Origin of the sequence: Pseudomonas sp. PS1(2021) (assembly GCF_020405165.1) — a bacterium.
Lineage (GTDB): Bacteria > Pseudomonadota > Gammaproteobacteria > Pseudomonadales > Pseudomonadaceae > Pseudomonas > Pseudomonas aeruginosa.
In genome coordinates, this window is the sequence record NZ_CP084484.1 from 1,396,791 (window position 1) to 1,422,405 (window position 25,615).

Sequence of the window (25,615 nt, forward strand, 5' to 3'; positions counted from 1 at the left end):
GGCCGACCCGGCATCGCGGAGCATCGACCCATGCAGGGCCTCTTCGTCAATGGCTCCGCCAGTCTTCCGCCGCCGATGCTGTCGCGCAGGCGCTGCTGGCGGCGTTCGCCTGGTAACCTGGCGAACTGCCTGTCTTCTTTGCCAAGGTCCGAGGAGCCGACCATGCACGACCTGCCTACCTACGACGATGTGATCGCCGCCGCCGCGCGGATCGCCGGGCATGCCAACCGCACGCCGGTGATGTCCTCGCGTACCCTCGACGAAGAACTCGGCGCGGAAGTCTTCTTCAAATGTGAAAACCTGCAGCGCATGGGAGCGTTCAAGTTCCGCGGCGCCTTCAACGCGCTGTCGCGGTTTTCCGCTGAGCAGCGTGCCGCCGGGGTGGTGGCGTTCTCCTCCGGCAACCACGCCCAGGCCATCGCCCTCTCGGCGCGCTTGCTGGGGATCCCGGCGACCATCGTGATGCCGGCCGACGCGCCGGCGGTGAAGATCGAGGCGACCCGTGGCTACGGCGGGCAGGTAGTGCTCTATGACCGCTATACGGAAGATCGCGAGCAGATCGGCCGCGACCTGGCGCAGCGCCATGGCCTGACCCTGATCCCGCCCTACGATCACCCCGACGTGCTGGCCGGGCAGGGCACCGCGGCCAAGGAACTGTTCGAAGAAGTCGGTCCGCTGGACGCCTTCTTCGCGCCCCTCGGCGGCGGCGGCTTGCTCTCCGGCTGCGCCCTGGCGATCCGCGCGCTGGCGCCGGCCTGCCGGATCTACGGGGTGGAGCCGGAGGCCGGCAACGATGGCCAGCGTTCGCTGCGCAGCGGCGCCATCGTGCATATCGATACGCCGCAGACCCTCGCCGATGGCGCCCAGACCCAGCATTTGGGCAATCTCACCTTCCCGCTGATCCAGCGCAACGTCGATGACATCCTCACCGCCAGCGACGCCGAACTGGTGGATGGCATGCGCTTCCTCGCCGCGCGGATGAAGCTGCTGGTCGAGCCCACCGGTTGCCTCGGCCTGGCCGCCGCCCGCCAGCGCAAGGACGAATTGCGCGGCAAGCGGGTCGGGATCCTGCTCAGCGGCGGTAACGTCGACCTGGCGCGTTTCTGCGCCTTGCTCGGCGGCTAGCCGGCCGCTAGAGGCCGAGTCCTTCGCTGGCTGCCCAGCGCGCCATCAGGCGGTTCGACGGCAGGCTTTCGTCGAGCAGCTTGCGCGCGCTTTCCACCCCCGCGACCGGCAGGCCCTGCGGGTCGAGCAGGCCGATCTGCACCAGCACGCCGGCCTGGTCCCAATAGATGTGCTCGTGGTAAAGGCGGTCGCCGCGAAAGCGCACCACGCCGAGCATGGGGATTTCCACGAAGCGCCCGGTGGGTGGGACGCCGGGCAGCAGCCAGTCGATCTCGCAGCTGTGGGTGAAGCGCATGACGAACTCGTCGACCACCTGCAGCGCCCCCACCGTCCGCGAAATCGGCGTGAGGGTCATGTCCGGCGGGTTGCCGTGGATGAAGTGATGGCGGTAGAAGCGGCTCAGTTCGCGCTGGCCGACGCCGCCGGTGAGGGTCGGGACATGGTTGACGTAGGGCTCGGCGACCATGGTCGCCATGGTCGCGGCGACGTCGCGGGTATCGAACTCGTGGCGCACATGCTCGTCCCACAGCGCGGAGAGGTCGAAGTTCGGCCCGATCTCCCGCTTCAGGGCGGCGATGCTGCGTTCGTGAGCCATCAGGTAGGCCGGTTTGTCGAAGTGCATGCCGCCGACGCGGGCGAAGGCGTGATCGACGCCGGGGTAGAGGTACAACTCGGTCTTGGGCAGGTTGCGCAGGCAGGGCAGGATCGCGTCGCGGGCCTGCTGCGGGCAGTAGGCGTCCTGTTCGGCGAAATGCAGCACCAGCCGGCCCTTGATCTGTTTCGCCTCGTCGAGCAGCGCCTCGATGCCCATGCCGTAGTAGCCCACCGAGCAGGAGACGTCGGTGCGCGTCGCGGCGAGGTAGGCCAGCTTGCCGCCCATGCAGAAGCCGACGAAGCCGATCCCGGCGTGGACCACCTCCTCGCGTTGGCGCAGGTGCTCGATACAGGCGGCGATGTCGTCCACCGCGGCGTCCAGGTCGATGCGCTGGAACAGCTCGATGGCCTTGGCGAAGGCCGCTTCGTCGTAGCCCAGGTCGACCCCCGGCTGCAGCCGCCAGAACAGGTCGGGGACCAGGGCCACGTAGCCCTCTTCGGCGTACAGGTCGGCCACCGCGCGCATGTTCGCGTTGACGCCGAAGATTTCCTGACCGATCACCACGCCCGGCCCCTTGCCGCTGGCGGGGAGCGCGAGATACGCGTCGAACCGGCCGCTGCCGTCGGACGCGGCGATGCTGACGTACTGTCCCATGCCTGGATTCCTCATCGGGTTGTTGTTGGAGTGGGAAAACGGGAAAGCGAAGCGAACCAGCCTAGTAGGAACCGGCCGGCGGGTCATTGGCTATCCGCATGCTGGCGGGAGGGTATCCGGATTGTCCGGGAGCGAGGGGCGGGAGGCGGCGCGATCCTCGGCGAGCCGCTCGCGGATACCGCTCAGGCCCGCTGGCGCTGCCAGGGCGGGCCAGCGGCGAACCGCGCTTCCACCCATTGGCGGAACGCGCTGGCCGCCGCCGTGGCGTAGCGCGCCGAGGGGCGCACCAGGTAGACGCCGGCGTCGGCGTCCAGTTGCCACTCCGGCAGCACCCGTACCAGCCTGCCGGCTTCGAGGTCGCGGCTCATCAGCCACTCGCCGGCGGCGAAGATGCCCAGGCCCTGGCGTGCGGCGCAGAGCAGGGCCTCGTTGTCGTTGCTAACCATCGAGCCGCGTACCCGCACGGGCTGCTGTTCGTCCTGGCGGGTCAGCTTCCACTCCGGGTACGAGTGCAGTCCGCTGAAGCCGAGGCAATTATGTGCCGCCAGGTCGGCCGGGATACGCGGTACCCCATGCCGCTTCAGGTAGTCGGGAGCGGCGCCGAGGATGCGCCGATGGGCGCACAGCCGCCTGGCCACCAGGCGGCTGTCGGCCAGTTCGCCGACCCGGATCGCGAGGTCGAAGCCTTCCGCGATGATGTCGACGAAGCGCTCCGAATAGTCGGTTTCCAGCACCACCTGCGGATGCGCCAGGGCGAACTCCGCCAGCAGCGGACCGAGCCAGAGCCGGCCCATCGCCGACGGCAGGGCGATGCGCAGGCGTCCGCGCAGTTGCGCGGCGCCCAGGCTGGCTTCGTGCTCGGCCTCGTCGAGCAGGTCGACGGCCTGGCGGAAGCGGCTCGCCAGGCGCTCGCCTTCATCGGTGAAGCGCAGTTGCCGGGTGGTGCGTTCGACCAGGCGGATGCCGAGGCGACGCTCCAGTGCGCCGAGCCGCTTCGAGAGCACCGAGGGATGGCGTTGCAGGGCGCGGCCGGCGGCGGCGAACGAACCGTGCTCGGCCAGGGCCAGGAGCGTGGCGACTTCATCGGCCTGCCGGCTGTCGAACGGTTGCATGCATGCGCCTCTTGCGGGTGGGTCAGGGCAAGAGTACCAGCGCGCCTTGCGAGCGTCCCTCCAGCAGATCGGTATGCGCCACGGCCGCCTCGGCCAGCGGGTAGCGCCGCCAGACCCGGGGCTGGATGACACCGTCTGCATGGGCGCGCAGCACAGCCTGCGCGCGTAGCCGGTATTCCTCCGGGTTGGCGGTGTGGGCGGCGAGCGAGGGACGGGTGAGGAACAGCGAACCCTTGGCGTTGAGGGTGGCGACTTCGACGGCTGGCGGCACGCCGGAGGTAGCGCCGAAGGACACCAGCAGGCCGCGCGGACGCAAGCTGTTCAGGGATGCCTCGAAGGTAGCGCGACCGATGGGGTCGTAGACCACATCGACCTTGCGCCCGGCGGTCAGCTCGGCGACCTGGGCGGCGAGACTGGCCGCGTCGAACACCAGCACCTCGTCGCAGCCGGCAGCCCTGGCCCGCTCGACGCTTTCCGCCTTCGACACCACGCCGATCACCCAGGCGCCCAGGTGCCGGGTCCAGGCCGCCATCAACTGGCCGACGGCGCCCGCCGCGCCGTACAGCAGGATGCGTGTGCCGGGCCCGACGGGGTAGGTGGCGTGCAGCAGGTAGTGCGCGGTGATGCCCTTGAACAGCAGCGCCGCCGCGTCCTCGAAAGCGAGTGTGTCGGGCAGCTTCAGCAAGCGCTCGGCGGGGTAGAGCCGGGCGCTGGCATAGGCGCCCAGCGGGCCGGTGGCATAGGCGACGCGGTCGCCCGGCGCCAGTCCGGAGACTCCCGGACCCAGCGCGGCGACCACTCCGGCGCCTTCCAGGCCGAGGCCGGACGGCAGCGGAATCGGTACCGCTCCCGAGCGCTGGCCGAGGTCCAGCGGATTGACGCCGATGGCGGCCTGCTCCAGCCAGACCTCGCCGGGGCCCGGTTGCTGCGCCTGGACTTGCTCCAGGCGCAGGACCTCGGGGCCTCCGTTTGCGTTGAGGGTGATGCGACTGGGCATGGCGGTCTCCTTGGCTGCGTTCGTCGTTCCGGCAGTCTAATGAAGCATCCGGGGATGACCAGGTAGGTTCTTTGCAGTTGATTGCTGCACCGCATGCAGTAGTGAGACGGTGCTCCAAGGTGACCGAAAGTCGTGTTTCCGTATCGACAGGATTCGCCTAGTGTAAGGCGGCAGCCTGGACGGCCATGGTCCCTGTGGTCGCCGGGATCATTTCGGGAGAGTCCCATGACGGCACCTTTCAAGGATCATTTCTCCACGGGTTCGGCGAACTACGCCGCACATCGTCCGACCTACCCGGCGCAGTTGGTCGACGAGCTGGCCGCGCTCTGCCCCGGCACCCGCCTGGCCCTGGACTGCGGCTGCGGCACCGGACAGCTCACGGTGCTGTTGGCCGAGCGTTTCGAACGGGTGGTCGGTACCGACGCCAGCGCCGCGCAGATCGACAAGGCGCAGGCTCGCGGGCGGGTCGAGTATCGCGTGGCCCTGGCCGAGGACAGCGGACTGGCGGCGGCCAGCGCCGACCTGGTGACGGTCGCCCAGGCCGCCCACTGGCTGGACCTGCCGCGCTTCTACGAGGAAGTCCGGCGTGTGGCCCGCGCGGACGCCATCCTGGCTCTGGTTACCTATGGCGTATTGCATGTCGACGGACCCATGGAACCGCTGGTCCAGCACTTCTACCACCAGGTCGTCGGCCCCTACTGGCCTGCCGAGCGGCGCCACGTGGAGGAGGGCTACCGCAATCTGCCGTTCCCCTTCGAGGAGCGCCGCCTGCCGGACCTGGCCATCGAGGTGGCCTGGACCCTGGACGAACTGCTGGGCTATGTCGGTACCTGGTCGGCGGTGAAGGAGGCCGGCAAGGCCCTTGGCCAGGATCCGGGCGCCGCGTTCGTCGATGAGCTGCGCGAAGCCTGGGGCGACCCGCAGACGCGCTATCGGGTCAGTTGGCCGCTGACGGTGCGCGCCGGGGTGATCCGCTGAGCCATCGGACGCAATCCGAAACTCAACCATGACGGCGGGGAGAGCGCCGATCGCGTCCGCCTGCCGTCTACGCAGGTCGCTGCAACCCCCTGGCAGCCGCGGCGTCGCTTGAGCGCGGGCAGGGGGCAGGTGGTGCGCCGAGTCGTATTCGTCGAACTCGCCATGCCGCCCCAGGCCGGATCGGCGTGCAGGTTGCCAGTCCCTGGCGTACGGGCCGCTCAGTGCGTGCTTTCGTTTCACTGAGCCAGGTTTTCCAGCGCTATGAAGAAATCGCCCCGATTGCAGGATGAGTCTTGCTTTCGTCCCGGTTTCACTGCCGCTGGCTGCTGAATCGAGGGTGCACTCCGCGCAGTCCGGCCCCTCACCTTGAGAGCCGTTGCCATTGTCGGGGTTACCCACGTGCTTTCCAGCAGGTACGGAGCCGATGGGAGATCGAGTTGGCGAGAGTGCCGGCTTGCTCCGGCCTTCTGAAGACTCTTCTTGAATCAGAAAAACCTTACGCCAGAAGTAGTGGGGGCTGATGGCCCCGCTCGTTTCGATCCTTCATGGTTAGCGGGTTCTGTTCTTCTTCGCCGTGGAGAGTTTTCTGTGAGTGGTTCCCTCTTGGTACCGGCCAGTCTCGCCAGTCGCATCAGGCTCCTGCTGGTCATGACCCGGCGCGAGGTCGAACTGCGTTATCGCGACGCCATGTTGGGCCGCATCTGGATCATCGTCTCGCCGTTCCTGCTCTTGCTGATCTATACGTTTGTCTTCGGCTTCGTGCTGAAGTCGCGCTGGGGCGGAAGCCAGAGCACGCTCTCCTTCGCCTTGACCCTGTTTTCCGGACTCCTGCTGAACGGGATCCTCGCTGAAAGCCTGTCCAGGGCCCCGACTATCATCCAGGCCAACGCCAACTACGTGAAGAAGCTGGTTTTTCCCCTGGAGATACTTCCCCTCACACCGCTGCTGGCCGCTTTCTTCAACGCCATGCTCGGCTACCTGGTGCTCTGTATCTTTCTTCTCTTCAGCGGCGTCGAGCCGGGCTGGCAACTGGTTCTGCTACCGCTTGCCCTGCTCCCCTTCCTGCTCTGCGTGACGGGGCTGGCGTGGTTCCTCGCGGGGCTCGGGGTCTATGTTCGCGACATAGGGCAGTTCGTCCAGTTTCTCCTGGTGCTTCTGCTATTCATCAGCCCGGTGTTCTATCCGCTGTCTTCCTTGCCACCGGTAATGCAGCCCTACCTGTACCTCAATCCGCTGACGATCCCGGTGGAAATGGTCAGGGCGATCCTTTTCGATGCTCCCTATCCGACCCTTGGGGTCTTCAGCGTTTATTGCGTTGCGTCTCTGCTGGTCTGTTCATCGGGCTTCCTCTGGTTCCGTCGGGTTCAGGAAGGTTTTGCAGATGTCCTCTGAGGCCGTTTCCCCGGGCCCGCAGATGACGGCCGAGTGGATACCGCTGGGGCAGCGTTTGCTCGAACGCGGGTTGGTGAGCGGCCAGGAACTCGAGCGGGCGCTCGACCTGCAACGCCGGCTTGGCGGCCGTCTGGGAGGCATTCTCGTGCGTTCCGGAGCCATCTCGGAAAATACCCTCATGCAGGTGCTGGCGGAGCAACTGCGGTTGCCGCTGCTGGGGGACGACCTGCGGAAGCCGAGCGAAGAGTCCATCGCCGCATTCCTGCTCAGTACCCCGATCAATACCGACTGGTTCGTCGAAGAGCAACTGGTGGTCTGGGAGGAGGGCGAGCAACTGCTGTTCGCGGCGCGTGATCCGTTATCTCCTTCGATACGCGAAACCCTGGGCTATTTCTATCCGGAGCGCTCGATTCAAGCAGTGCTGTGCCGCTCCCAGGATCTGGACGGCTGGTTGGAGCACTCCCTGGACCTGGCCCGGCAAGGTGCGGATCGGCACGCCTACGGCAGCGAAGACATCCGCTACCTGCGGGAGTTGGCGGAGGAGGCGCCGGTAGTCGAACTCGTCAACAACGTGATGAGCCAGGCCATGGAAAAGCGCTCTTCGGATATTCACATCGAACCCCGGGAGTTCGACTTCCGTATCCGCTTCCGCGTCGACGGCGTCCTGCACGACCAACTGAGCCTTCCCCGCGAGCGATTCGCGGCGGTTGTCTCGCGGATCAAGCTGATCTCCGCCATCGACATCGCGGAGCGACGGTTGCCGCAGGATGGACGCATGAGCATCCGGGTCAGCGGTACGGAGCTCGACGTGCGGGTCTCCACCTTGCCAGGGGTGCATGGCGAATCGGTGGTCATGCGCCTGTTGCCGAAGGAGCGCGAGGGGTTGCGCCTGGACCGGCTCGGGATGCTCCCGGACCACTTGCGGAGGATGCGTGCATGGGTAGCGGAACCCCACGGCATCATCCTGGTGACCGGCCCCACCGGATCGGGCAAGTCCACCACGCTCTATGGCGCGCTGGAGGAAATCAATGATGGCGTGCGCAAGCTCATCAGCGTGGAAGATCCCGTGGAATACCAGGTGCCCAATATCACCCAGGTCCAGGTCCATGCCGACATCGGCCTGACCTTCGCTGCCGCCTTGCGCTCGATCCTGCGGCAGGATCCCGATGTGATCATGATCGGGGAGATACGCGACCTGGAGACGGCGGAGATCGCCGTACAGTCCTCGCTCACCGGTCACCTGGTGCTTTCGACCCTGCATACCAACGATGCGGTGAGCGCCTTCACGCGCTTGATCGACATGGGCGTGGAACCCTTCCTGGTGGCTTCGCCGGTGCGCGGTGTCCAGGCCCAGCGACTGGTGCGCAGGTTGTGCGCCCACTGCGCGGAACCTTGCGAGCCAACCCTTGCTGCGGCCGATCTGGCAGCGACCGAGGCGGCCACCGCGCGGCTGTTCCCGGGGCAGGCAGCGCAATGGCGCGTGGCGCGAGGCTGCGGCCGCTGCGAAGGTACCGGCTACAGCGGCCGTGTGGGCATCTACGAACTCGTCGATCTGTCTTCCGAGATGCGCGACCTGATCGTGCAGAGAGCTTCCCTCGAACAGATGCATCGGCTTGCCGCCAGCCAGGGACAGCGCAATCTGCGTGAAGATGGCTTGATCAAGGCCTGGTTGGGTATGACCAGTCTTGACGAGGTGCATCGCGTGACCAGCGGCTAAGCCCATGAATTTCATCTACCAAGCCGTCGATCGCAAGGGCAGGCGCGTTCGTGGCGAACTCTGCCTCCCAACGCGCCAGGATGCGCTGCGGCAGTTGCAGCGCCAGGGGCTCACCCCGCTCAGCCTGGAGGTGAAACGCCGCAACCTGGGCTCGCGACGTCGGCTCAAGGCCGAGGAATTGAACATGGCCATCCATGAGCTGGCCACCATGCTCGCGGCGGGAGTGAGCATGGCCGACGCGGTGGAGGCCCAGGAGCGAGGCGCGCGCCACCCGAAGTTGATTTCCGCCCTGCAGGAGATGGCCAATGGTCTGCGCCAGGGGCAATCCTTTCCCGTGGTGCTGGAGAGCGCCGGCCTCGACCTGCCGCGCTATGTATATCAACTGGTGGCGGCCGGCGAGATGACCGGAAACCTCGCAGGAGCCCTGAGGGACTGTGCCACGCAGATGGAATACGAACGGCGAACCCGCGCCGAGTTGCAAGGGGCGCTGATCTACCCTGCGATTCTGGTGCTCAGCGGGGTGCTCGCCGTGGCGACCCTGTTCGTCTTCGTCGTTCCGAAATTCGCCAATCTCCTGAACGAGACCGCCCAGCTCCCGTGGCTTGCCTGGGCAGTGCTGAGCATCGGGGTATGGAGCAACGAGAGTTCCGGCTTGCTGGCGTTCGCCGTCCTGCTGCTTGCTGGCGGCATTGCCGTGGCGCTGCGCAATCCGGCGCTCCGCGCCCATGCGCTCGACCAGTTGGTGCGCCTGCCCGTAGTCGGGGAATGGTTGATGCAGGCGGAAATAGCGCAATGGTCGAAGGTGCTTGGAACCCTGCTGGGAAATCGTGTGCCGCTGGTGGAGGCCCTGGCGCTTTCCGCCGCTGGCGTCCGCATTGCCCGGCAGCGCCGGACCCTGGAGCGAGTCACCCAGGATGTGCGGGCCGGCATCGCCTTGTCGGCAGCGTTGGAGGAGCGCCAGGCGGTCACGTCCATCGGTTCGAGCCTGGTGCGGGTTGGAGAGGCCTCCGGGCAGCTCGCGGAGATGCTGCAGAGCCTGGCGACGCTCTATGGAGAGGCCGGGCAGGCGCGAATGAAAAAGGCCCTGGTACTGATCGAGCCTTTGGCGATCCTGCTGATCGGCTCTGTGTTCGGCCTGATCATTACCGGCGTGGTACTGGCGATTACCAGCGCCAACGACATGGTGCTTTGAATGCCGGGTATCGATGCCGCGGCTGGTTGGATGAGACGTGAAGTGGAAACCGTATGAACAGAGCTGCACAACAGGGCTTCACCCTGCTCGAGATGATTGTGGTGTTGGTGATTATCGGCATGCTGATGGGGCTCGTCGGGCCGCGACTGTTCAATCAGGCCGACAAGGCGAAGGCGCAGACGGCGGATACCCAGGTGAAGATGCTCAAGGGCGCGTTGCTCACCATGCGCCTGGACATCGGCCGGCTGCCGACCGAAGAAGAAGGCCTGGCGCTACTCAACACGCCGCCTTCCGATGAACGTCTCGGGGCCTTCTGGCACGGGCCCTACCTCGAGGGCGGCGTACCGCTGGACCCCTGGAACCGGCCTTACCTGTACAGCGACAGGCCGAGTGCCGAACAACCCTTCACTCTCTACAGTCAGGGCGCGGATGGGCAGCCCGGTGGGAAAGGCCTGGATGCCGATGTCGGTTACGCGCCCAAACGTTGACCAGGCCGCGTTCACCTTGCTCGAACTGCTGGTGGTGCTGGTGATCGTCGGGGCCATTGCTGCGGTGGCGTTGCCCGGCCTGGTGAGGATGCAGGAGACCTGGGCGCGCAGGACCGCGCTGGACGATCTGTTCAATCAATTGCAGACCTTGGGCTATCGCGTGCGCAGCGATGGGCGGGAGCTGCTCATTGGTGAGAGCGGGGCGGTTCCCGAGCAGTTGCTGCGACTGCCCGATGGCTGGACGGTTACTGCTCGGCCGCCGATACGTTACATGGCAAACGGAGTTTGCCTGGGCGGAAAGTTGCAGGTCCATCATGGGCGCGCGACACATACGCTGCTGCTTCAGCCCCCCCTCTGCGCGCCCGGGACGATCCGCTGATGCCGGCGCGGCAGGAAGGCTTCACGCTCCTGGAGGCGGTGGTTGCGCTGACGCTCCTGGCAGTGGTCGGCGGTGCGCTTTTCGCCTGGCTCAACAGTGCCTTTCGGAGCATGCAGCGGGTCGAGGCGGCCGAGCTGCGCATCGAGACGGCTTGGGTGGCGATGGCCTATCTGGAGCGCATGAACCCTGCGCTCGAACCCGCAGGCAGGGTCCGGCTGGGGCATTACCGGCTGGAGTGGCGAAGTTCGCCGCTGTCCGCGTCGAAAGCGGCGGTGGGCCGCCATAGCGGCAGTCCGGGCATCTACGACGTGACCTTGTTCAGGGTCGTCGCCAGCATCCGGGCCGGCGATGGAACGCCGCAGACGCTGCAACTGGAGCTTCCCGGATACGTGGTCATCCCAGCGCGACTGGGTGATGGACCATGATCCGCTCGCGACGAAAACAGGGTGCATTCACCCTGCTCGAGATGATCGTGGTGCTGCTGGTCGTTTCCTTCATCGGCACGTTGCTCATGCAAGGGTTGAGCTATGCCAGCAAGGCCAACCAGTCCTTGCACCAGAGCCTGGGGCGCGGACAGGTCCGGGCGCTGACCTTCGATTGGTTCCGTGATGCGGTGGAGAACCTGGTCGCTCCCGAGGCTGGCGAGGTCCGCTGGCGTCTGCGAGGGGACGAACTCAGTTTCGAGGCCATGTCTGCCGCGGCCCTGGATCGCCGTGCGGGCATCCCGACGCCCTTGGCCTTCCGGCTTGAGCGGCGGGCAGGAGAGGACCGGACCGAGTTGATCTATGTGCGAAGGCTGGAGGACAGTCGCTGGCCCCTCCTGCATCTGCGCGGCGAAGCTCGCTTCCGCTATCTGGACGGTCACGGCCAGTGGCACCGGGACTGGCCGCCGAGCGCGCAACTGGCCGATACCCTTCCCGAGGCGATGGCACTGGCGGCTCCCGAGGAGCGTCTGTTTGTCCTTGTCGCGGTCGCACTGCCCAGAGCGAGGCCCGCCGAACATGATTTCTGATGGCGCACGCCGACATGCGGCGTCTGCCCGCTCGTCTGGCTTCGTTCTGGTCGGAGTGGTCTGGTTCCTGGCCATCATGACCCTGCTGGCCAGTGCCGCTGTACTCTGGGTCGGGCGCTCGCTGGATGCCACGGAAAACCGGCGCAAGGCGCTGCTTCGTGAGCTGGAGGAGCATGCCTTGCTGGCGCGGGTCCAATGGCTGGTGGCTACCCAGCGCTATACCGTCGCGGGCCTGAGCGTACCGGGAAATGCTGGCGCCGCGCCGAGCAAGGTGGACATGGACACTTCGATCCTGCCCATTGGCGGGGAGCTGCCTCTGGATGGCCGGGAGTTCTGCATGGCCAATGGCTGGTGCGTTGCGCTGCTCGATCGCTCTGCGCGCCTCAGTCTTTCCGGCATCGATCCGCGGGTACTGTCCAGGCTGCTGGCGGGGTTGGGGGTTCCCGCCGAGCAGGTGCAGGTCATGGTCGCCCAATGGTTCAGCTATCTCTATCCCGGCGCCGCTCCACGACTGGGTAGTGCCGCGCAAGCCAGCGACAGGTCCTCTCCGGGCCAGGCCCGGCGCCGTCCGTTGCGCTCGGTGATGGAAGTCTTCCGGCTGGAGGCCTGGCGCCCCTGGGAAGCGCATTTGCTCGACGCCGGTTGGCGCGATCTGGTCGCGGCGGACGAGGCGGCGCTGAACATCAACACCGCGGATGCCCGAATCCTGTCTCTTGCCTGGGGACTACCGGAGGACGCTGTCGGCCGACTGCTGCAAGCCCGCTGGCAGCGTCCGTTCACCCGGATGTCGGACCTGCATGACGTCCTCGGGGGTCATGCGAGGCTGGTTCCCGAGGATGGATGGGCGCGCCTGGCCAGTCCGGTCCTGTCGATTCGGCTCTACCCGCCAGGAGCCGAGCAGGGGACGGAATACGAGGTCCGCTTCAACTCAGAGCACCGCCTGCTGCCACCCTGGCAGCTTCTCTCGAAGAGGTCCGTGAAGATAAATGATCGCTACTCGAATCCTCCGTTGCATCCCGATATCGCCCCCGGGGTTCTTGCCGCCCCGCTTGTGGCAAGGCCGTGGTAAGGATGGCCGGGCGCAGCTTGAGTGGGTACGTAGAGGTACAGGGTTGGCGCGGCGCGCCCCAGCGCAGTGGATCGTGGATCGGGCGTGGTGTGTCTATCGCTGTCTCGATCTCAATCATGTGCCGCGCTCTGACCGGTATCAGGCACTGGCGTTGAAGCTTGCCGCCCTGGCGCCTTTTCGCCGCGCGGGCCATTACGTAGCCTGGCGGGGTGGCCATGCTCTGGTCTGGTTCTGGGATGAGGTCCGGGAGGCCGTTGCCGAAGACTGCGTCGACCAACCTCGGCGTTATCGCTGTATCCCCGAATCCCTGCTGCAGGCTCCCCCTCGGTCGATCGCGGAAGGCGAGACGGTTCGGCTGCTTCGGGTTCGCTCCGGGCTGGATCTCCAGGTCTGGAGAGATGGCTGCCTTGTCCTGAGCCATTTCTTTCCCAGCCCACCCCAGCCAGAACAATGGGTTCGGTTGCTCCGGGGGCTGGCGGGAATACGCATCCCGGAGAGCCTGGTTGCCGAGCCTGGAGAGTCACTGGGCCGTCCCTGGGCCGTTCCGGCGGCGGAAGCAACGCTGCTGCGATGGGAGCGTTGGTTGCCGCATGGGCTCATAGCCACCCTGTTGCTGGGATGCGGATTCAATCTGGGGGAAGGTTTGTCCTGGTGGTGGGCCGAGCGTGCGCTGCGAACGCAGTACGACCAGCTGAGCGGCCAGGTCTCGCCGATCCTCAGCGCACGCAACCAGGCCTTGCAGACCAATCGGATGGCCACGGAGCTGGGGCGCGCTTTGCAGCATCGCTCGCAGGTGGCGCTGCTGGGACAGGTAGCGGAACTGTTGCCGAAGGACAGTCGGTTGCTCGCCTGGCGCTATCGAGGCTCCGAGCTGGAGTTGCGGATTGGCACCGACAGTGTCGACCCGCGTCTCTATGTGAGGCGTTTCATGGAGTCGGGGAGTTTCGAAGATGTCAGGGTGGAACCTTCGCAGAGCGAGGGGCTATCGCTGAGCCTGGTCCTGCGTACGCCGGGGGAGGGTGCCTGATGTCGGACTTCCAGCGATCACTGCAGTTCCAGGGGCGGAACCTGCAACGACAATGGCAGGAAAAACCACTCTTGCGCATGGCCATCTGGAGCCTGTGCCTGCTGCTGGTTGTGCATCTGGTCATGCTCAGCATGGATTGGAGGGAGGAACGAGGGGAGGAATATCGTCGTCTGGCCGGGGAATGGCTCAAGCTCCAGGACGTTTCCCGGCAGATCGCCTGGCCGGAGCGGGCGATGCAGGCGGAGCAGGTCCTGAACCTTCAGCGAGAGCGCTTCTGGCAGGCGCCGAATGCGTCGCAGGCGAGGGCCGATGTGCAGGCCTGGCTGACCGAGCGGGTTCGCCTGGCGGGCGTCCCTGACGCGGAAGTGAGCGTACTGCTTCCTCGCGGCTTCGAGAAGCAAGGGACGATCGCGCGTATCGAGGCCCAGGTTCGCGGGCAGTTGCAGCCAGCCTCGTTCAGTCGGTTGTTGCAGGATATAGAAGCGGAGCAGCGGCAAGTATCGGTGGAGTTTCTGGAACTGAACAATATGTTGTCGCCCATGCTCAATCTACAATTGTCGTTCCTGTTCGTAGCGGCCTATTGAAGCGGATGCGGATCGGGCAGCACCCGTTTGCCGGAAGAGTTCGGCGGAGGGCGGTGCCCTTCGATGGAGCGAGTTGCCGCCAGGCGGCCGGGAAACCGAATCCGCTCGGGACGCCTGCGATTCGGCTCTCCGGCCCGCCATTGTCGCATTCGCGCAGCGAAGAACGGCCAGTCTGGTCCGCCCTGTAAACAAGTGCAAAATTTTACTTCATGGTCGGCTTGGCACTCCGAGCCGGCTCGTCCATGCTGGAGCACAACTTTCCCATGGATACCATTGCCATGAAGTTCCTGCTGCCCCTGCTGCTGTTATTCCCGCTTTCCGCTCTCGCCGACGACAAGGACTACGACCAATGCATACTCGACTACCAACGCACGGCGAAGAGCGGGGTGGCGGTTCACTTCATCACCCAGGCCTGCGACAAGTTGTATAACGACGGCTCCTTCCTGCTGTCGCGGGAAAAGGCTTATTACGAGTGTCTGCTGGAGAACCTGCCGGGGGTGGAGAACAACCTGGCGGCGCAGAAGATCAGGAGCGCTTGCGAATCGAAGTCGCAGAATTGATCTGGCGAGGAGGGGAGCGAAAGTAGCCAGTGGGGTTTCCGACGGCATCGGCAGGATGCCGTCGGGAAAACCGGCTTAGCGTTGCAGCCAGGATTCGACGGTTTCGGAACCGTACTGTTCTTTCCAGGCTTTCAGAACCTTGTGGTTGCCGCCCTTGGTTTCGACGACTTCACCGTTGTTCGGGTTCTTGTAGACCTTCAGGGCGCGGGCACGGCGCTGCGGAGCGGCGCTGACGGTGACCGGAGCCTTGGGGTCGATGATGGCGATGATGTTGTGCAGGGTCATGCCGTACTTGTCCATCAACGCCTGCAACTTGTCCTTGAATTCCAGTTCCTGCTTCAGGCTGCTGTCGCTTTTCAGCTTTTCCAGCAGGGCCAGTTGCTCCTGAAGTTTGCGCTCTGCCTCGCGGAACTCGGCAAGTTTGGACATTCGTTTCACTCCCGTTCTAAAAATATGGTGCTGGGTTTTGGTGCATTTATAGTGGCTTTACGGACTTTCCGTGTCCGCGGCAAAGGATAAGTCTTTATCTACTGGAAGAACAATATAGTTGCACGGTTTTATTGACTAACGGACTGTAGGGACAGCTTGCCGGATGTTTCCCGGAAGAATATGAAACCTTTATGTCCGTGGGGATAATGCTTCGTACAACCCATGGGAGAGAGACGGCAGAACGGGCCCGTTGTGTGGAAGCCCGTTTTAGAGCAGATGGCGAAGCGCCAGGGGAGAGTCGGGCGAATCAATCGCCCCGATATTCGCAACCGCTGGTGCAAGTTTCGTGGACGCGGACCTTGGAGAGTTCCGGCAACAGCGGCTTGAGTTGTTGCCAGATCCAGCGGCAGAGGTTTTCGCTGGTGGGGTTTTCCAGGCCTGGAATATCGTTCAGATAATTGTGGTCGAGTTGCTCGTAGATCGGCTTGAAGATCGCCTTGATTTCCGCGAAGTCGCGGATCCAGCCGGTATGCGGATCGACCTCACCTTCGATGTGGATGGCGACACGGAACGAGTGGCCGTGCAGGCGCCCGCATTTGTGGCCTTCGGGGACGTGGGGCAGGCGATGGGCGGATTCGAAGGTGAATTCTTTGAAGAGTTCCACTGTAGTGCGCTCTGGATCGGGGTTATCGGACAACCGGAATGGGGGCGCCATGGTAGCAGGTTTGCGCGCCGGACCCGGTCTGCTCCGACCGGGCGGTCGTTTACCTGAGTTGCAGGCGGCGCGCCAGGCGCGCCAGGTTGGCGCGATCCAGGCCCAGCTCGCGTGCAGCCGAGGCCCAGCTTCCCTGGTGGCGGGCCAGGCAGTCCTGGATCAGGCGGCGTTGGTAGGCGTCGGTGGCCGCGCGCAACGAGTGACCGGTCGTTGGCGCGGCGGGCGCGGGCTCGACCACGCTGCGAGGTGGCGCGGGGGGGTCCGCGGGCAGGTCGAGATCCTGCCGATGCAGGGTGACGATCCGCGACCGCTCCGGATTGTGGCCGAGGGCCTTGAGCGAGGCGCGGCCGACCAGGTGCTCGAGTTCGCGCACGTTGCCCGGCCAGCGATAGTCGAGGAGCGCGGCCTGGGCCTCGTGGTCCAGGCGCAGGCTGCGCAGTCCCAGGCGCGGTCGGTTTTCCTCGAGGAAGTAGCCGGCCAGCAGGAGGATATCGCGGCCGCGCTCGCGCAGCGGCGGCACGCGCAAGGGATAGACGCTGAGGCGATGGTAGAGATCGGCGCGGAAGCGCCCGGCACGCACTTCCTCGGCCAGGTCGCGGTTGGTGGCTGCGATCAGGCGTACGTCGACGCGGTGCTCGCGATCGGAGCCGACCCGCTGCAACTGCCCGCTCTGCAGCACGCGGAGCAGCTTGGCCTGCACCGCCAGCGGCAACTCGCCGACCTCGTCGAGGAACAGGCTGCCGCCGTCGGCCAGTTCGAACTTGCCGCGCCGTTCGTTGACCGCGCCGGAGAAGGCGCCGCGCACATGGCCGAACAATTCGCTTTCCACCAGGGTCTCGGGCAGCGCGGCGCAGTTGAGACTGATCATCGGCTTGCCGCTGCGCATGGAATGCCGGTGGATGGATTGCGCCACCAGTTCCTTGCCGACCCCGGTCTCGCCGGTGATCAGTACGCTCAGGTCGCTGTTGGCGACCAGGCGGATTTCTTCCAGCAGCGCCTTGTGCGCGGCGCTCTGGCCGATCATTTCCCGTGGCCGCTCGCCAGCGGCTTCGAGATAGGCCTCGGCGCGCTGGTGCTCGTCCTCGGCGCGGCGGGTCAGGTCGCGCATCCGCTCGCTGGCCTTGACCGTGGCGGCGGCGAGGCTGGCGAAGGCCTCCAGGGTATCCAGGTCGGCGCTGGCGAAGCGCGACGGATCGAGGGTATCCAGGGTCAGCAAGCCCCAGGGCTGGTCGTCGAGGTACAGCGGACAGCCCAGGCAATCATGGATTTCCAGGTGGCCGTGGAGGCCTTCCACCAGACCGTCGTAGGGATCGGGCAGGCCGCAGTCGGCGGGGAAGCGGGTCGGCCCGCGGCGCTCCAGGAGGGCCTCGAGGCGCGGATGTTCGCCGACCCGGAAGCGCCGGCCGAGGGTGTCCGGGCTGAGGCCGTCCACCGCCAGCGGGATCAGGTATTCGCCGTCCAGGCGCAGCAGCGCGGTGGCGTCGCAGGGCAGCAGGTCGCGCAGGGCCTGGAGCAGGCGGCGGTAGCGTTCGTCTTCCGGCAGGTCGCGGGACAGGTCGGCAACCAGCGGGATCAGGGTGGCAAGCAAGGGATTGGTGGTCATTTCGACCTCTTTGCAGTCCTAATGACTCTGAATGGTTGCAGTCATTATGACCTATGTCGGCCTGCAAGGCCCGTGAATTCTGGTAGTTTGCCTTGGCACGCTTCCTGAAATGCTTCGAGGTGAAACAAAACCTTGCATGCGTCAGGAGTCATCTATGTTGTCCAATGCCCAACGTGCCCTCATCAAAGCCACCGTACCGCTGCTGGAGACCGGCGGTGAAGCGCTGATCACCCATTTCTACCGCACCATGCTCGGCGAGTACCCCGAGGTTCGCCCGCTGTTCAACCAGGCCCACCAGGCCAGCGGCGACCAGCCGCGGGCGCTGGCCAATGGCGTGCTGATGTACGCCAGGCACATCGACCAGTTGCAGGAACTCGGCCCGCTGGTGGCCAAGGTGGTGAACAAGCATGTCTCCCTGCAGGTGTTGCCCGAACACTATCCGATCGTCGGCACTTGCCTGTTGCGGGCGATCCGCGAGGTCCTCGGCGAACAGATCGCCACCGACGAAGTCCTCGAAGCCTGGGGCGCGGCCTACCAGCAACTGGCCGACCTGCTGATCGAGGCCGAGGAGTCGGTGTATGCCGCCAGCGCCCAGGCCGAGGGCGGCTGGCGCGGCGTGCGGCGCTTCCGCGTGGCACGCAAGCAGGCGGAGAGCGAGGAAATCACCTCGTTCTACCTGGAGCCGGTGGACGGCCAGCCGCTGCTGGCGTTCCAGCCGGGACAGTACATCGGCCTGCGGCTGGACATCGACGGCGAGGAAGTGCGCCGCAACTATTCGCTTTCCGCTGCCAGCAACGGCCGCGAATACCGCATCAGCGTCAAGCGCGAGGCGGGTGGACGGGTCTCCAATTACCTGCATGACCGGGTCGCCGAGGGCGACGAGCTGGATCTGTTTCCGCCGGCTGGCGATTTCGTCCTGCGTGACAGCGACAAGCCGCTGGTGCTGATCACCGCCGGCGTCGGCATCACCCCGGCCCTGGCCATGTTGCAGGAAGCGCTGCCGCAGGCGCGGCCGATCCGCTTCATCCATTGCGCCCGGCATGGCGGCGTGCATGCCTTCCGCGACTGGATCGAAGACGTGTCGGCGCAGCACGAGCAGGTCGAGCACTTCTTCTGCTACAGCGAACCGCGTGCCGGCGACAGTGCCGACGCCGAGGGATTGCTGAGCCGCGAGAAACTGGCCGACTGGTTGCCGCAGGAGCGCGACCTGGACGCCTACTTCCTCGGACCCCGGCCTTTCATGGCGCAGGTCAAGCGCCACCTGGCCGACCTCGGCGTACCCTCGCAGCAATGCCACTACGAGTTCTTCGGTCCGGCCGCCGCGCTGGACGCCTGAAGCGACGGGCCGGCGCGAGGTGCGTCGGCCCTTTTTCGGAAAAAGGAGATCGAGATGAACGCTCTGTTCGATTGTCCACGGCGGGTGCTGCGGATCGGTCACGGGCTGCTGGCGGCCGGCCTGGCGCTGCTCGTCGCCGGCGTGATCGCCGCCTATTTCCTCGACCGCTACCTGAACATGCCGGCGCTGGTGTTTTCCCATGCGCTGGTGATCCTCGGCCCGACCCTGTTGAAGATTGGCTACGTGATGCGCCTGAGCGCGCTGTTCCGCATGCGTCGACCCGGTTGGGAGGTCTGCTGTGCAAGTGCTTGATCGTTCCAGGCTGATGGCCATACCGCCGATCTGGCGCCTGGGCTTCCGCCCGTTCTTCCTCGGCGGCGCGCTGTTCGCGGTCCTCGCCATCGCGCTCTGGCTGGCGGCGCTGGCCGGGCTCTGGAGCGGCTGGCAACCGGTCGGTGGCTGGCTGGCCTGGCATCGTCACGAAATGCTCTTCGGTTTCGGCGTGGCGATCATCGCCGGCTTCCTGTTGACCGCCGTGCAGACCTGGACCGGCGTACCCGGCCTGCAGGGCAAACCCCTGGCCCTGCTCGCCGGGCTCTGGCTGGCGGCGCGCCTGGCCTGGCTATTCGATGCGCCGCTGGCGCTGCTGCTGGTGCTGCAACTGAGCTTCCTGCCGCTATTGGCCTGGGCTATCGGTCGCAGCCTGTGGCGGGTGCGGCAGAAGCGCAATTACCCGGTGGTGGGCCTGTTGCTGCTGTTGACCCTGGCCGACGCCCTGGTCCTGCTCGGCCTGTTCGAGGGCAACGACGACTGGCAACGGCGTGCCTCCATCGCCGCGCTATGGCTGATCGCCGGGATGATGAACCTGATCGGCGGGCGGGTGATCCCGTTCTTCACCCAGCGCGGTCTCGGCCGTCAGCAGCAGGTGCCGGCGATCGCCTGGCTGGACAATGGCATCCTGCTGGGCTGCGTGCTGGTGGCGCTGCTCACCGCCGCGGGCGTCACGACGCAGCCGACGCCCTGGCTTGCAGGACTGTTCGCCGCCCTCGGTGGTGCGCAACTGTGGCGCCTGTGGCGTTGGCGCGATCGCGGCATCTGGCAGGTGCCGCTGCTCTGGTCTCTGCACCTGGCATATTTCTGGATCGCCGTGGCGCCGCTTGGCATGGCGCTCTGGAGCCTGGGCCTGGCGCTGGCGCCGAGCCAGGCGCTGCACGCGCTGGCGGTGGGCGGCATGGGCGGGTTGATCCTGGCGATGCTGGCACGGGTCACTCTCGGCCATACCGGTCGCGCGCTGCAACCGCCGGCAGCGATGCCCTGGGCTTTCGCTCTGCTCAATCTCGGCTGCGCGGCGCGGGTGTTCCTGCCCAGCCTGTTGCCGGCGAACTGGGCGCTGCCCCTGGCAGGCGGACTGTGGGCTTTGGCGTTCCTGCTGTTCGCCTGGTTCTATGCGCCGATGCTGTGTCGTCCGCGGGTCGACGGCCATCCCGGTTGATCAGGGGGCTTGCCGCAGACGCCGCAGCTCCTGGTTCAGCCAGTCGGCGGAGTTGCGCGTCTGCGTGGCGCAGCGCACCTGGTAGGGCTTGCCGCTGAGGCTGCTCTGGGTCGCGGCGCGCTCGATGAAGTCCTCGCTGCTGGCGACCAGGTCCTTGCGCTCCAGGTAGTCGAGCTTCTTCTGCAGGTGGGCGCGGGCTTCCGCGGCCGGGTATTCGCTGCCGTTGCGGATGAAGGTGCAGCCGCTGTCTTCAACAAAGCTCAGCAAGCGGCCGATCTCCTGGCTCGCCTGCGGGGAGGGCGCGGCCAGCGCCGGCAGGCTCGAGGCCAGCAGCCAACAGGCGGCGCAGGTAGTCCGCCAGGTAATCGTGAAAACGCGCATCGTTCCAGTACTCCATGTGGCTCAACGGGGTGTGCCGCTTGTACCAGGGTCCGACCGGCAGGGCGAGGTCCTCGTGGACGACCGCGGCGTAGTTCTGCAACGGCCGCAGCGGATAGCCGAGCGGATCGGCCGGCGCGTAGACGTTCAGCCAGCGTGCCTGCTGGCGGATGGCCGGGGGCAGGCAGTGGCCGGGAAAGCGGATCGGGCAGACCTTCTCGTAGGCGAAGGTGAACAGCGGGATGTTGCAACCGAAGGTGACCAGCCCGGCCAGGGTTTCCAGGCCGAGGAAGGGGTCGATCGAGCAACTCGGCGTGCGGTTGAGTTTCTGCTGGTCCCAGATGAAATTGGACACGATGTGCCCGCCCAGGGAGTGGGCGAGGATCACCAGCGGCGTCTGCGGCCCGACTTTCGCGCGCAGGGCCATGATCCCGCTGCGCACGTGCTGGTGGACCTGCTGGTAGGTGGTGTCGTAGGCGGCGCTGACCTTGCGGTAGCCGCTGGCGTCGCCGAGGAATAGCGTCACCGCCCGGCGCAGCCAGCGCCAGCCCAGCGGCTCGCGCTCGATGCGCTTGAGGTAGGCCAGCTCGCGGGCGTCCAGTACGCTGGCCCAGTACAGGCTCTGGAAGGCCACCTCGCCGGCTTCCGCGCCGAGACGTCGGCGCAGCGCCGCCACCAGTTCGCGGGCGTAGCTGTGCAGACCGTCCTCGTCGCGGCTATCGGGCTGGTCGCCGATGCCGTGGATCAGCGCTACGGCCAGTTTCATGCAGGATCCTTCTCGTCGGTGGCGGCTCAGTCCAGCGCTTGCAGGCGTTCGCCGAGCCGGCCGCCGTCGACCAGTTCGAGGAATTCGTCGCCGAGCCTGCGGCTTTCCGCCATCGCCTGGCGCCAGTAGCGCTCGCGGCCGTCGTCGTCGCCGAGGTAGCGGGTGAAGTCCTTGCGGTCCGGCAGCTTGGCGTGCGGCAGGCGCGCCAGGTACTCGCGCGACGGCGCCAGCAGCAGCACGTCCTGCAGGCGCCCGGCGTCGCCACGGCGCCAGGGCAAGCCCTTGTCGAACCAGCCGGGGATCACCTTGTCGGTGAAGTGCGGGTAGAGCACCACGCCGCGGTCCTCGTAGGGCAGGTCGAGATGGTAGTCGAGCAGGCCGCCGTCGCGGTAGGTGCCGGGGCCGGCGCCAGGCAGGTCGCGGACGCCTTCCATGACCATCGGGATCGAGCCGGAGGCGAGCAGCGCCTGGCGCAGGTTGCCGCCGTCCAGGTGCAGGTAGCGCGACGGGAAGTCGGTCAGCGCGGCCAGCGGCGGCGCCTGGCGGGCGTCATGCAGGATCACCCGTTCGAAGTGGCGGTGCAGATGGCGGCGGCCGATCAGGTTGTCGCGGATCACCGAGGACAGCCCCAGGCCGAGGCTGGCCTTGTGGTCGTGGGCGAGGCGCCCGTGGCTCTTCACCACCACCACGTTGAGGCGGTACAGCGGGTTGTCGAGGATCCGCGCGTCCTGGCCGGCGAGCAGGTCGTCGAGCATCGCCGCGCACTTGCGCGAGACTTCGGCGATGCTCACGCCCTTGGGAAAACGCTGCCGGGTGTACAGCTCGCCGAGGCGGGTGAGGCCGGCCACGGCGTCGGGCAGGCAGGCACTGGCGAAGCGCCAGGAACCGATGGAGGCGCCGATCAGCGAGCGTTCACGCGGGGCGCGCGGCAGCCACTCGCCGAAGATCGCCAGGTCCAGTCCCTGGATGCCCAGCGCCTTTGGCCCGCCGGCGGCACCGGGGACGATGCCGACGTCGGCCGGCTGCAGGCCGCGCTCGCGGATGCGGGCGAGGGCGCGGCGACCGGCCTTGAGGGTCAGTGCGGGGGACTTGATCTGGATGGCTGGCATGCTGGTCTTCTCCCTTGCGGACCGGCGATTATAGGACGAGTTGTCGCAGGACCAAGCGCTTTCGAACGCCGGCGAGCCCCATCGCAGAGGCTTTCCGTTACCCTATGGCGCGCCCCGGCCATGTCCTTGCGGCAAATTCAGCTTCAATTAAGAGCGCCCGGTTAATCTGCAAACCGTCGAAAGCAACACGATTGATTCCCACGGAGAGATTCCCATGAAGAAACTGACTGCCCTGTTCGCCGCCACCGCCATCGCCCTGACTGCCGGCCTGGCCCAGGCCCGCGACCTCGGCCCGGACGAGGCGCTGAAGCTGCGTGACGCCGGGACCATCAAGTCCTTCGAAGAGCTGAACAAGAACGCCATCGCCAAGCATCCCGGCTCGAGCGTCCACGATACCGAGCTGGAAGAGGAATACGGCCGCTATATCTACCAGGTCGAGTTGCGCGACCCGCAGGGCGTGAAATGGGACCTGGAGCTGGATGCCGCTACCGGCGCCGTGCTCAAGGACCACCAGGACGACTGATGAAGTGGCTCATGCGCTACGCCGGGATCGTCGCACTGGTCCTGGCGGTCATCAGCCTCGAGGCGATGGCGCGCGACCTGGACCAGGACGAGGTCCTGCGCCTGCGCCAGGACGGCGTGATACAGCCGCTCGAATCCCTCATGCAGGAAGCCCTGGGGCGTTACCCCGGGGCGCGCCTGCTGGAGGTCGAGCTGGAAGAGGAAGACGACGTGTATGTCTACGAGGTGGAGTTGCTCACCCGCGACGGCGTCGTGCGTGAACTGGAACTGGATGCCCGCAACGGCCGCATCCTGAAGGACGAGGAAGACGACTGATGCGGTTGCTGCTGGTTGAGGATCACGTTCCCCTGGCCGACGAACTGATGGCCAGCCTGACCCGCCAGGGCTACGCGGTGGACTGGCTGGCCGACGGCCGCGACGCGGCGGTGCAGGGCGCCAGCGAACCCTACGACCTGATCATCCTCGACCTCGGCCTGCCCGGGCGTCCCGGCCTGGAGATACTCCAGGAGTGGCGTGGGCTGGGACTCGCGACTCCGGTGCTGATCCTCACCGCGCGCGGTTCCTGGGCCGAACGCATCGATGGGCTCAAGGCCGGTGCCGACGACTACCTGACCAAGCCGTTCCATCCGGAAGAGCTGGCCTTGCGCATCCAGGCCCTGTTGCGCCGCGCCCATGGGCTGGCCAACCAGAGCCAGCTGGAGGCCGCCGGGCTGCGCCTGGACGAGCAGCGCCAGTGCGTGTGCCTGAACGGCGCCGACGTCGACCTGACCGCCGCCGAATTCCGCCTGCTGCGCTATTTCATGCTGCACCCCGGCCAGGTCCTGTCCAAGGGGCACCTGGCCGAGCATCTGTACGACGGCGAGACCGAACGCGATTCCAACGTCATCGAGGTCCACGTCAACCACCTGCGGCGCAAGCTCGGCCGCGAGGTGATCGAGACCCGCCGTGGCCAGGGCTACCGCTACGCCGGGGTGGCCGCCGGATGAGGTCGATCCAGCGGCGCCTGAGCGTCGGCCTGTTCGCGGTGCTGCTGGTGGTCGGGCTGGTCCTCGCGCAGACCGGCCTGTGGCTGTTCGACCAGGGCCTGCGGCGCTATTTCGCCGGCAATCTGCGCGAGGAGGCGGAGAACCTGCTGGTGGCCATGGTGCGCGGGCCGAACGGCATGCAACTGGACGAGCAACGCCTCAACCCGGCGTTCCAGCGCCCGTATTCCGGGCGCTATTTCGTCATCGAGCTGGAAAAGGACACCTGGCGCTCACGCTCCCTGTGGGACAGCGAGCTGGAAGTGCCGCACAAGAAAGGGCTGGTGCAGGGCCTGGTCGATGGGCCCGAGGAGCAGCGACTGCTGGTGTTCCGCGGCCACTACAAGCGCATGGGCCAGAAGCTGCGGATCGTGGTGGCGCAGGACTATACGCCGATCCTGGAAAGCTTCGCCCGTGTGCAGTGGATGGGTCTGGGCGCCGGCGCCCTGGCGCTGCTCCTGGTATTGCTGTTGCAGCGCCTGACCGTGCGTCGTTCGCTGCGTCCGCTGGAGGAGGTGCGCCTGCAGATCGCCCAGCTGCAGCAGGGCCAGCGTAGCCAACTGGACAACCAGGCTCCCGAGGAACTGGAGCCGCTGGTGGAGCAGATCAACCACCTGCTGGCGCACACCGAGGAGACCCTGAAGCGTTCGCGCAACGCCCTGGGCAACCTCGGTCACGCCCTGAAGACGCCGCTGGCGGTGCTGGTCAGCCTCGCCGAGCGCGAGGAGATGGCGCGCCAGCCGGAGTTGCAACAGGTCCTGCGCGAACAGCTGGAACAGATCCAGCAGCGCCTCGGTCGCGAGTTGGGCAAGGCCCGCCTGGTCGGCGAAGCGCTGCCTGGCGCACATTTCGATTGCGCCGAGGAGTTGCCGTCGCTGTGCGACACCCTGCGCCTGATCCACGGCCCGCACCTGCAGGTGAGCTGGAGCGCGCCACCGGGGCTGCGCCTGCCATGGGACCGCGAGGACCTGCTGGAGATGCTCGGCAATCTGCTGGACAACGCCTGCAAGTGGGCCGATAGCGAAGTCCGCCTGACTGTCGCGCAGGGCGAGGGCATGGTCCGCCTGAAGGTCGACGATGACGGCCCCGGCATCCTCCCCGACCAGCGCCAGGCGGTGCTCGAGCGGGGTACCCGGCTCGACGAGCAGGTCAGCGGCCATGGCCTGGGCCTGGGCATCGCGCGCGACATCGCCGAGGCCTGCGGTGGCCGCCTGAGTCTCGAGGACAGCCCGCTGGGCGGCCTGCGGGTGAGCGTCGAGTTGCCGTTGCAGAAGAGCGGCCGCGCCGCCAGGGCTTAACAGTTCTTCACCATTTGCCGACAGTCCCGGCAAGATTTCCTCCTGCGCTTTCCCTAGCATCCCG

29 protein-coding genes are annotated in these 25,615 nt (G+C 66.4%); 20 read left to right on the forward strand and 9 right to left on the reverse strand.

The window, feature by feature from the left end:
- Positions 1-162 precede the first annotated feature (162 nt).
- Positions 163-1,125: a threo-3-hydroxy-L-aspartate ammonia-lyase gene (locus tag LE197_RS06825; RefSeq protein WP_003090528.1), complete on the forward strand. Its 963-nt coding sequence runs from the start codon at positions 163-165 to the stop codon at positions 1,123-1,125.
- 7 nt (positions 1,126-1,132) lie between these two features.
- Here the strand turns inward: LE197_RS06825 and LE197_RS06830 are convergent, their stop codons facing one another.
- From LE197_RS06830 to LE197_RS06840, 3 genes are all read right to left on the reverse strand, one after another.
- Entirely contained in the window at positions 1,133-2,374 is a 1,242-nt protein-coding gene (locus tag LE197_RS06830) for a dienelactone hydrolase family protein (protein ID WP_003113399.1), read from the reverse strand.
- Between the two features lie 182 nt (positions 2,375-2,556).
- A complete protein-coding gene (locus LE197_RS06835) occupies positions 2,557-3,486 on the reverse strand; it encodes a LysR family transcriptional regulator (protein ID WP_003116706.1) in 930 nt (309 codons plus the stop codon).
- A gap of 22 nt (positions 3,487-3,508) precedes the next feature.
- A complete protein-coding gene (locus LE197_RS06840) occupies positions 3,509-4,483 on the reverse strand; it encodes a quinone oxidoreductase family protein (RefSeq protein WP_023132663.1) in 975 nt (324 codons plus the stop codon).
- 225 nt (positions 4,484-4,708) lie between these two features.
- Here LE197_RS06840 and LE197_RS06845 point away from each other — a divergent pair, with 225 nt between their 5' ends.
- The 12 genes from LE197_RS06845 (at position 4,709) to LE197_RS06900 (ending at position 14,881) form a co-directional block, all read left to right on the forward strand.
- Entirely contained in the window at positions 4,709-5,461 is a 753-nt protein-coding gene (locus LE197_RS06845) for a class I SAM-dependent methyltransferase (RefSeq protein WP_023132664.1), read from the forward strand.
- A 588-nt stretch (positions 5,462-6,049) separates the two neighbouring features.
- Positions 6,050-6,853 (forward strand): ABC transporter permease, encoded by an 804-nt coding sequence (locus tag LE197_RS06850; RefSeq protein WP_003097732.1) that lies wholly within the window; start codon positions 6,050-6,052, stop codon positions 6,851-6,853.
- Complete coding sequence (locus LE197_RS06855) at positions 6,843-8,570, forward strand: GspE/PulE family protein (protein WP_023132665.1); 1,728 nt, start codon at positions 6,843-6,845, stop codon at positions 8,568-8,570. Before LE197_RS06850 ends, LE197_RS06855 begins: the two co-directional genes overlap by 11 nt.
- A 4-nt stretch (positions 8,571-8,574) precedes the next feature.
- Positions 8,575-9,762 carry a type II secretion system F family protein gene (locus LE197_RS06860; RefSeq protein ID WP_023132666.1) on the forward strand — a complete coding sequence of 396 codons (1,188 nt, stop codon included), beginning with the start codon at positions 8,575-8,577 and terminating at the stop codon, positions 9,760-9,762.
- A 53-nt stretch (positions 9,763-9,815) separates the two neighbouring features.
- Entirely contained in the window at positions 9,816-10,250 is a 435-nt protein-coding gene (gene gspG, locus LE197_RS06865; protein WP_003110089.1) for a type II secretion system major pseudopilin GspG, read from the forward strand.
- Complete coding sequence (locus LE197_RS06870) at positions 10,219-10,629, forward strand: prepilin-type N-terminal cleavage/methylation domain-containing protein (RefSeq protein WP_003097723.1); 411 nt, start codon at positions 10,219-10,221, stop codon at positions 10,627-10,629. Before gspG ends, LE197_RS06870 begins: the two co-directional genes overlap by 32 nt.
- Positions 10,629-11,054, forward strand: a complete 426-nt coding sequence (locus tag LE197_RS06875; RefSeq protein WP_003097721.1) for a type II secretion system protein J — start codon at positions 10,629-10,631, stop codon at positions 11,052-11,054. Before LE197_RS06870 ends, LE197_RS06875 begins: the two co-directional genes overlap by 1 nt.
- Positions 11,051-11,641, forward strand: coding sequence for a type II secretion system protein J (locus LE197_RS06880; RefSeq protein ID WP_003097720.1), 591 nt, complete (start codon positions 11,051-11,053; stop codon positions 11,639-11,641). The genes LE197_RS06875 and LE197_RS06880 overlap by 4 nt, the downstream gene beginning before the upstream one ends.
- Positions 11,631-12,710 carry a general secretion pathway protein GspK gene (locus LE197_RS06885; RefSeq protein ID WP_003160453.1) on the forward strand — a complete coding sequence of 360 codons (1,080 nt, stop codon included), beginning with the start codon at positions 11,631-11,633 and terminating at the stop codon, positions 12,708-12,710. Before LE197_RS06880 ends, LE197_RS06885 begins: the two co-directional genes overlap by 11 nt.
- Positions 12,711-13,353: 643 nt before the next feature.
- Positions 13,354-13,737 (forward strand): hypothetical protein, encoded by a 384-nt coding sequence (locus LE197_RS06890; protein ID WP_003162130.1) that lies wholly within the window; start codon positions 13,354-13,356, stop codon positions 13,735-13,737.
- Positions 13,737-14,321: a GspMb/PilO family protein gene (locus LE197_RS06895; protein WP_003160451.1), complete on the forward strand. Its 585-nt coding sequence runs from the start codon at positions 13,737-13,739 to the stop codon at positions 14,319-14,321. Before LE197_RS06890 ends, LE197_RS06895 begins: the two co-directional genes overlap by 1 nt.
- Before the next feature lie 263 nt (positions 14,322-14,584).
- Positions 14,585-14,881: a VF_A0006 family four-cysteine protein gene (locus tag LE197_RS06900; RefSeq protein ID WP_003097713.1), complete on the forward strand. Its 297-nt coding sequence runs from the start codon at positions 14,585-14,587 to the stop codon at positions 14,879-14,881.
- Positions 14,882-14,956: 75 nt separating this feature from the next.
- On the opposite strand, the gene mvaU is transcribed toward LE197_RS06900, so the two are convergent.
- From mvaU to norR, 3 genes are all read right to left on the reverse strand, one after another.
- Positions 14,957-15,310 carry a histone-like nucleoid-structuring protein MvaU gene (gene mvaU, locus LE197_RS06905; protein WP_196752254.1) on the reverse strand — a complete coding sequence of 118 codons (354 nt, stop codon included), beginning with the start codon at positions 15,308-15,310 and terminating at the stop codon, positions 14,957-14,959.
- Between the two features lie 307 nt (positions 15,311-15,617).
- Positions 15,618-15,974, reverse strand: a complete 357-nt coding sequence (queD, locus tag LE197_RS06910) for a 6-carboxytetrahydropterin synthase QueD (protein WP_003090505.1) — start codon at positions 15,972-15,974, stop codon at positions 15,618-15,620.
- 100 nt (positions 15,975-16,074) lie between these two features.
- On the reverse strand, positions 16,075-17,628 hold the full coding sequence (gene norR / locus LE197_RS06915) for a nitric oxide reductase transcriptional regulator NorR (RefSeq protein ID WP_226033970.1): 1,554 nt from the start codon (positions 17,626-17,628) through the stop codon (positions 16,075-16,077).
- A 154-nt stretch (positions 17,629-17,782) separates the two neighbouring features.
- Here norR and hmpA point away from each other — a divergent pair, with 154 nt between their 5' ends.
- Genes hmpA through LE197_RS06930 form a run of 3 tightly spaced genes read left to right on the forward strand, consistent with a single transcriptional unit; the run spans position 17,783 to position 20,456 of the window.
- Positions 17,783-18,964, forward strand: coding sequence for an NO-inducible flavohemoprotein (gene hmpA / locus LE197_RS06920; RefSeq protein ID WP_003097711.1), 1,182 nt, complete (start codon positions 17,783-17,785; stop codon positions 18,962-18,964).
- A 54-nt stretch (positions 18,965-19,018) separates the two neighbouring features.
- A complete protein-coding gene (gene ppyR, locus LE197_RS06925; RefSeq protein WP_003090502.1) occupies positions 19,019-19,276 on the forward strand; it encodes a psl/pyoverdine operon transcriptional regulator PpyR in 258 nt (85 codons plus the stop codon).
- Positions 19,263-20,456, forward strand: a complete 1,194-nt coding sequence (locus LE197_RS06930) for an NnrS family protein (protein ID WP_003122598.1) — start codon at positions 19,263-19,265, stop codon at positions 20,454-20,456. The genes ppyR and LE197_RS06930 overlap by 14 nt, the downstream gene beginning before the upstream one ends.
- On the opposite strand, the gene LE197_RS06935 is transcribed toward LE197_RS06930, so the two are convergent.
- From LE197_RS06935 to LE197_RS06945, 3 genes are read right to left on the reverse strand one after another with little or no spacing between them, the layout of a single operon-like run.
- Entirely contained in the window at positions 20,457-20,723 is a 267-nt protein-coding gene (locus tag LE197_RS06935) for a DUF5329 domain-containing protein (protein ID WP_003115326.1), read from the reverse strand.
- On the reverse strand, positions 20,707-21,600 hold the full coding sequence (locus tag LE197_RS06940; RefSeq protein WP_003115327.1) for a hypothetical protein: 894 nt from the start codon (positions 21,598-21,600) through the stop codon (positions 20,707-20,709). The genes LE197_RS06935 and LE197_RS06940 overlap by 17 nt, the downstream gene beginning before the upstream one ends.
- Before the next feature lie 26 nt (positions 21,601-21,626).
- The gene (locus LE197_RS06945; RefSeq protein ID WP_003113385.1) at positions 21,627-22,709 is read right to left on the reverse strand and encodes a hypothetical protein; all 1,083 of its coding nucleotides are present in this window, start codon (positions 22,707-22,709) and stop codon (positions 21,627-21,629) included.
- 214 nt (positions 22,710-22,923) lie between these two features.
- Between LE197_RS06945 and LE197_RS06950 the strand changes: the two genes are divergently transcribed.
- The 4 genes from LE197_RS06950 to carS are packed head-to-tail and all read left to right on the forward strand — an operon-like array spanning position 22,924 to position 25,551.
- A complete protein-coding gene (locus tag LE197_RS06950) occupies positions 22,924-23,232 on the forward strand; it encodes a PepSY domain-containing protein (protein WP_003090497.1) in 309 nt (102 codons plus the stop codon).
- Entirely contained in the window at positions 23,232-23,546 is a 315-nt protein-coding gene (locus LE197_RS06955) for a PepSY domain-containing protein (protein ID WP_003097704.1), read from the forward strand. The genes LE197_RS06950 and LE197_RS06955 overlap by 1 nt, the downstream gene beginning before the upstream one ends.
- Entirely contained in the window at positions 23,546-24,217 is a 672-nt protein-coding gene (carR, locus tag LE197_RS06960; protein WP_003090494.1) for a two-component system response regulator CarR, read from the forward strand. The genes LE197_RS06955 and carR overlap by 1 nt, the downstream gene beginning before the upstream one ends.
- Positions 24,214-25,551, forward strand: coding sequence for a two-component system sensor histidine kinase CarS (gene carS, locus LE197_RS06965; protein WP_003090493.1), 1,338 nt, complete (start codon positions 24,214-24,216; stop codon positions 25,549-25,551). The genes carR and carS overlap by 4 nt, the downstream gene beginning before the upstream one ends.
- Positions 25,552-25,615: the final 64 nt, after the last annotated feature.

Excerpts from the sequence above, each read along its gene's own strand:
- LE197_RS06860 (WP_023132666.1), top strand. The coding sequence starts at position 8,575 with ATGAATTTCATCTACCAAGCCGTCGATCGCAAGGGCAGGCGCGTTCGT.
- LE197_RS06870 (WP_003097723.1), top strand. The coding sequence starts at position 10,219 with ATGCCGATGTCGGTTACGCGCCCAAACGTTGACCAGGCCGCGTTCACC.
- carR (WP_003090494.1), top strand. The coding sequence starts at position 23,546 with ATGCGGTTGCTGCTGGTTGAGGATCACGTTCCCCTGGCCGACGAACTG.
- LE197_RS06840 (WP_023132663.1), bottom strand. The coding sequence starts at position 4,483 with ATGCCCAGTCGCATCACCCTCAACGCAAACGGAGGCCCCGAGGTCCTG.
- carS (WP_003090493.1), top strand. The coding sequence starts at position 24,214 with ATGAGGTCGATCCAGCGGCGCCTGAGCGTCGGCCTGTTCGCGGTGCTG.
- LE197_RS06880 (WP_003097720.1), top strand. The coding sequence starts at position 11,051 with ATGATCCGCTCGCGACGAAAACAGGGTGCATTCACCCTGCTCGAGATG.
- ppyR (WP_003090502.1), top strand. The coding sequence starts at position 19,019 with ATGAACGCTCTGTTCGATTGTCCACGGCGGGTGCTGCGGATCGGTCAC.
- LE197_RS06855 (WP_023132665.1), top strand. The coding sequence starts at position 6,843 with ATGTCCTCTGAGGCCGTTTCCCCGGGCCCGCAGATGACGGCCGAGTGG.
- LE197_RS06875 (WP_003097721.1), top strand. The coding sequence starts at position 10,629 with ATGCCGGCGCGGCAGGAAGGCTTCACGCTCCTGGAGGCGGTGGTTGCG.
- LE197_RS06900 (WP_003097713.1), top strand. The coding sequence starts at position 14,585 with ATGGATACCATTGCCATGAAGTTCCTGCTGCCCCTGCTGCTGTTATTC.
- LE197_RS06940 (WP_003115327.1), bottom strand. The coding sequence starts at position 21,600 with ATGAAACTGGCCGTAGCGCTGATCCACGGCATCGGCGACCAGCCCGAT.
- LE197_RS06835 (WP_003116706.1), bottom strand. The coding sequence starts at position 3,486 with ATGCAACCGTTCGACAGCCGGCAGGCCGATGAAGTCGCCACGCTCCTG.
- LE197_RS06955 (WP_003097704.1), top strand. The coding sequence starts at position 23,232 with ATGAAGTGGCTCATGCGCTACGCCGGGATCGTCGCACTGGTCCTGGCG.
- LE197_RS06845 (WP_023132664.1), top strand. The coding sequence starts at position 4,709 with ATGACGGCACCTTTCAAGGATCATTTCTCCACGGGTTCGGCGAACTAC.
- LE197_RS06825 (WP_003090528.1), top strand. The coding sequence starts at position 163 with ATGCACGACCTGCCTACCTACGACGATGTGATCGCCGCCGCCGCGCGG.
- norR (WP_226033970.1), bottom strand. The coding sequence starts at position 17,628 with ATGACCACCAATCCCTTGCTTGCCACCCTGATCCCGCTGGTTGCCGAC.
- LE197_RS06950 (WP_003090497.1), top strand. The coding sequence starts at position 22,924 with ATGAAGAAACTGACTGCCCTGTTCGCCGCCACCGCCATCGCCCTGACT.
- mvaU (WP_196752254.1), bottom strand. The coding sequence starts at position 15,310 with ATGTCCAAACTTGCCGAGTTCCGCGAGGCAGAGCGCAAACTTCAGGAG.
- LE197_RS06945 (WP_003113385.1), bottom strand. The coding sequence starts at position 22,709 with ATGCCAGCCATCCAGATCAAGTCCCCCGCACTGACCCTCAAGGCCGGT.
- gspG (WP_003110089.1), top strand. The coding sequence starts at position 9,816 with ATGAACAGAGCTGCACAACAGGGCTTCACCCTGCTCGAGATGATTGTG.
- LE197_RS06895 (WP_003160451.1), top strand. The coding sequence starts at position 13,737 with ATGTCGGACTTCCAGCGATCACTGCAGTTCCAGGGGCGGAACCTGCAA.
- hmpA (WP_003097711.1), top strand. The coding sequence starts at position 17,783 with ATGTTGTCCAATGCCCAACGTGCCCTCATCAAAGCCACCGTACCGCTG.
- LE197_RS06885 (WP_003160453.1), top strand. The coding sequence starts at position 11,631 with ATGATTTCTGATGGCGCACGCCGACATGCGGCGTCTGCCCGCTCGTCT.
- LE197_RS06830 (WP_003113399.1), bottom strand. The coding sequence starts at position 2,374 with ATGGGACAGTACGTCAGCATCGCCGCGTCCGACGGCAGCGGCCGGTTC.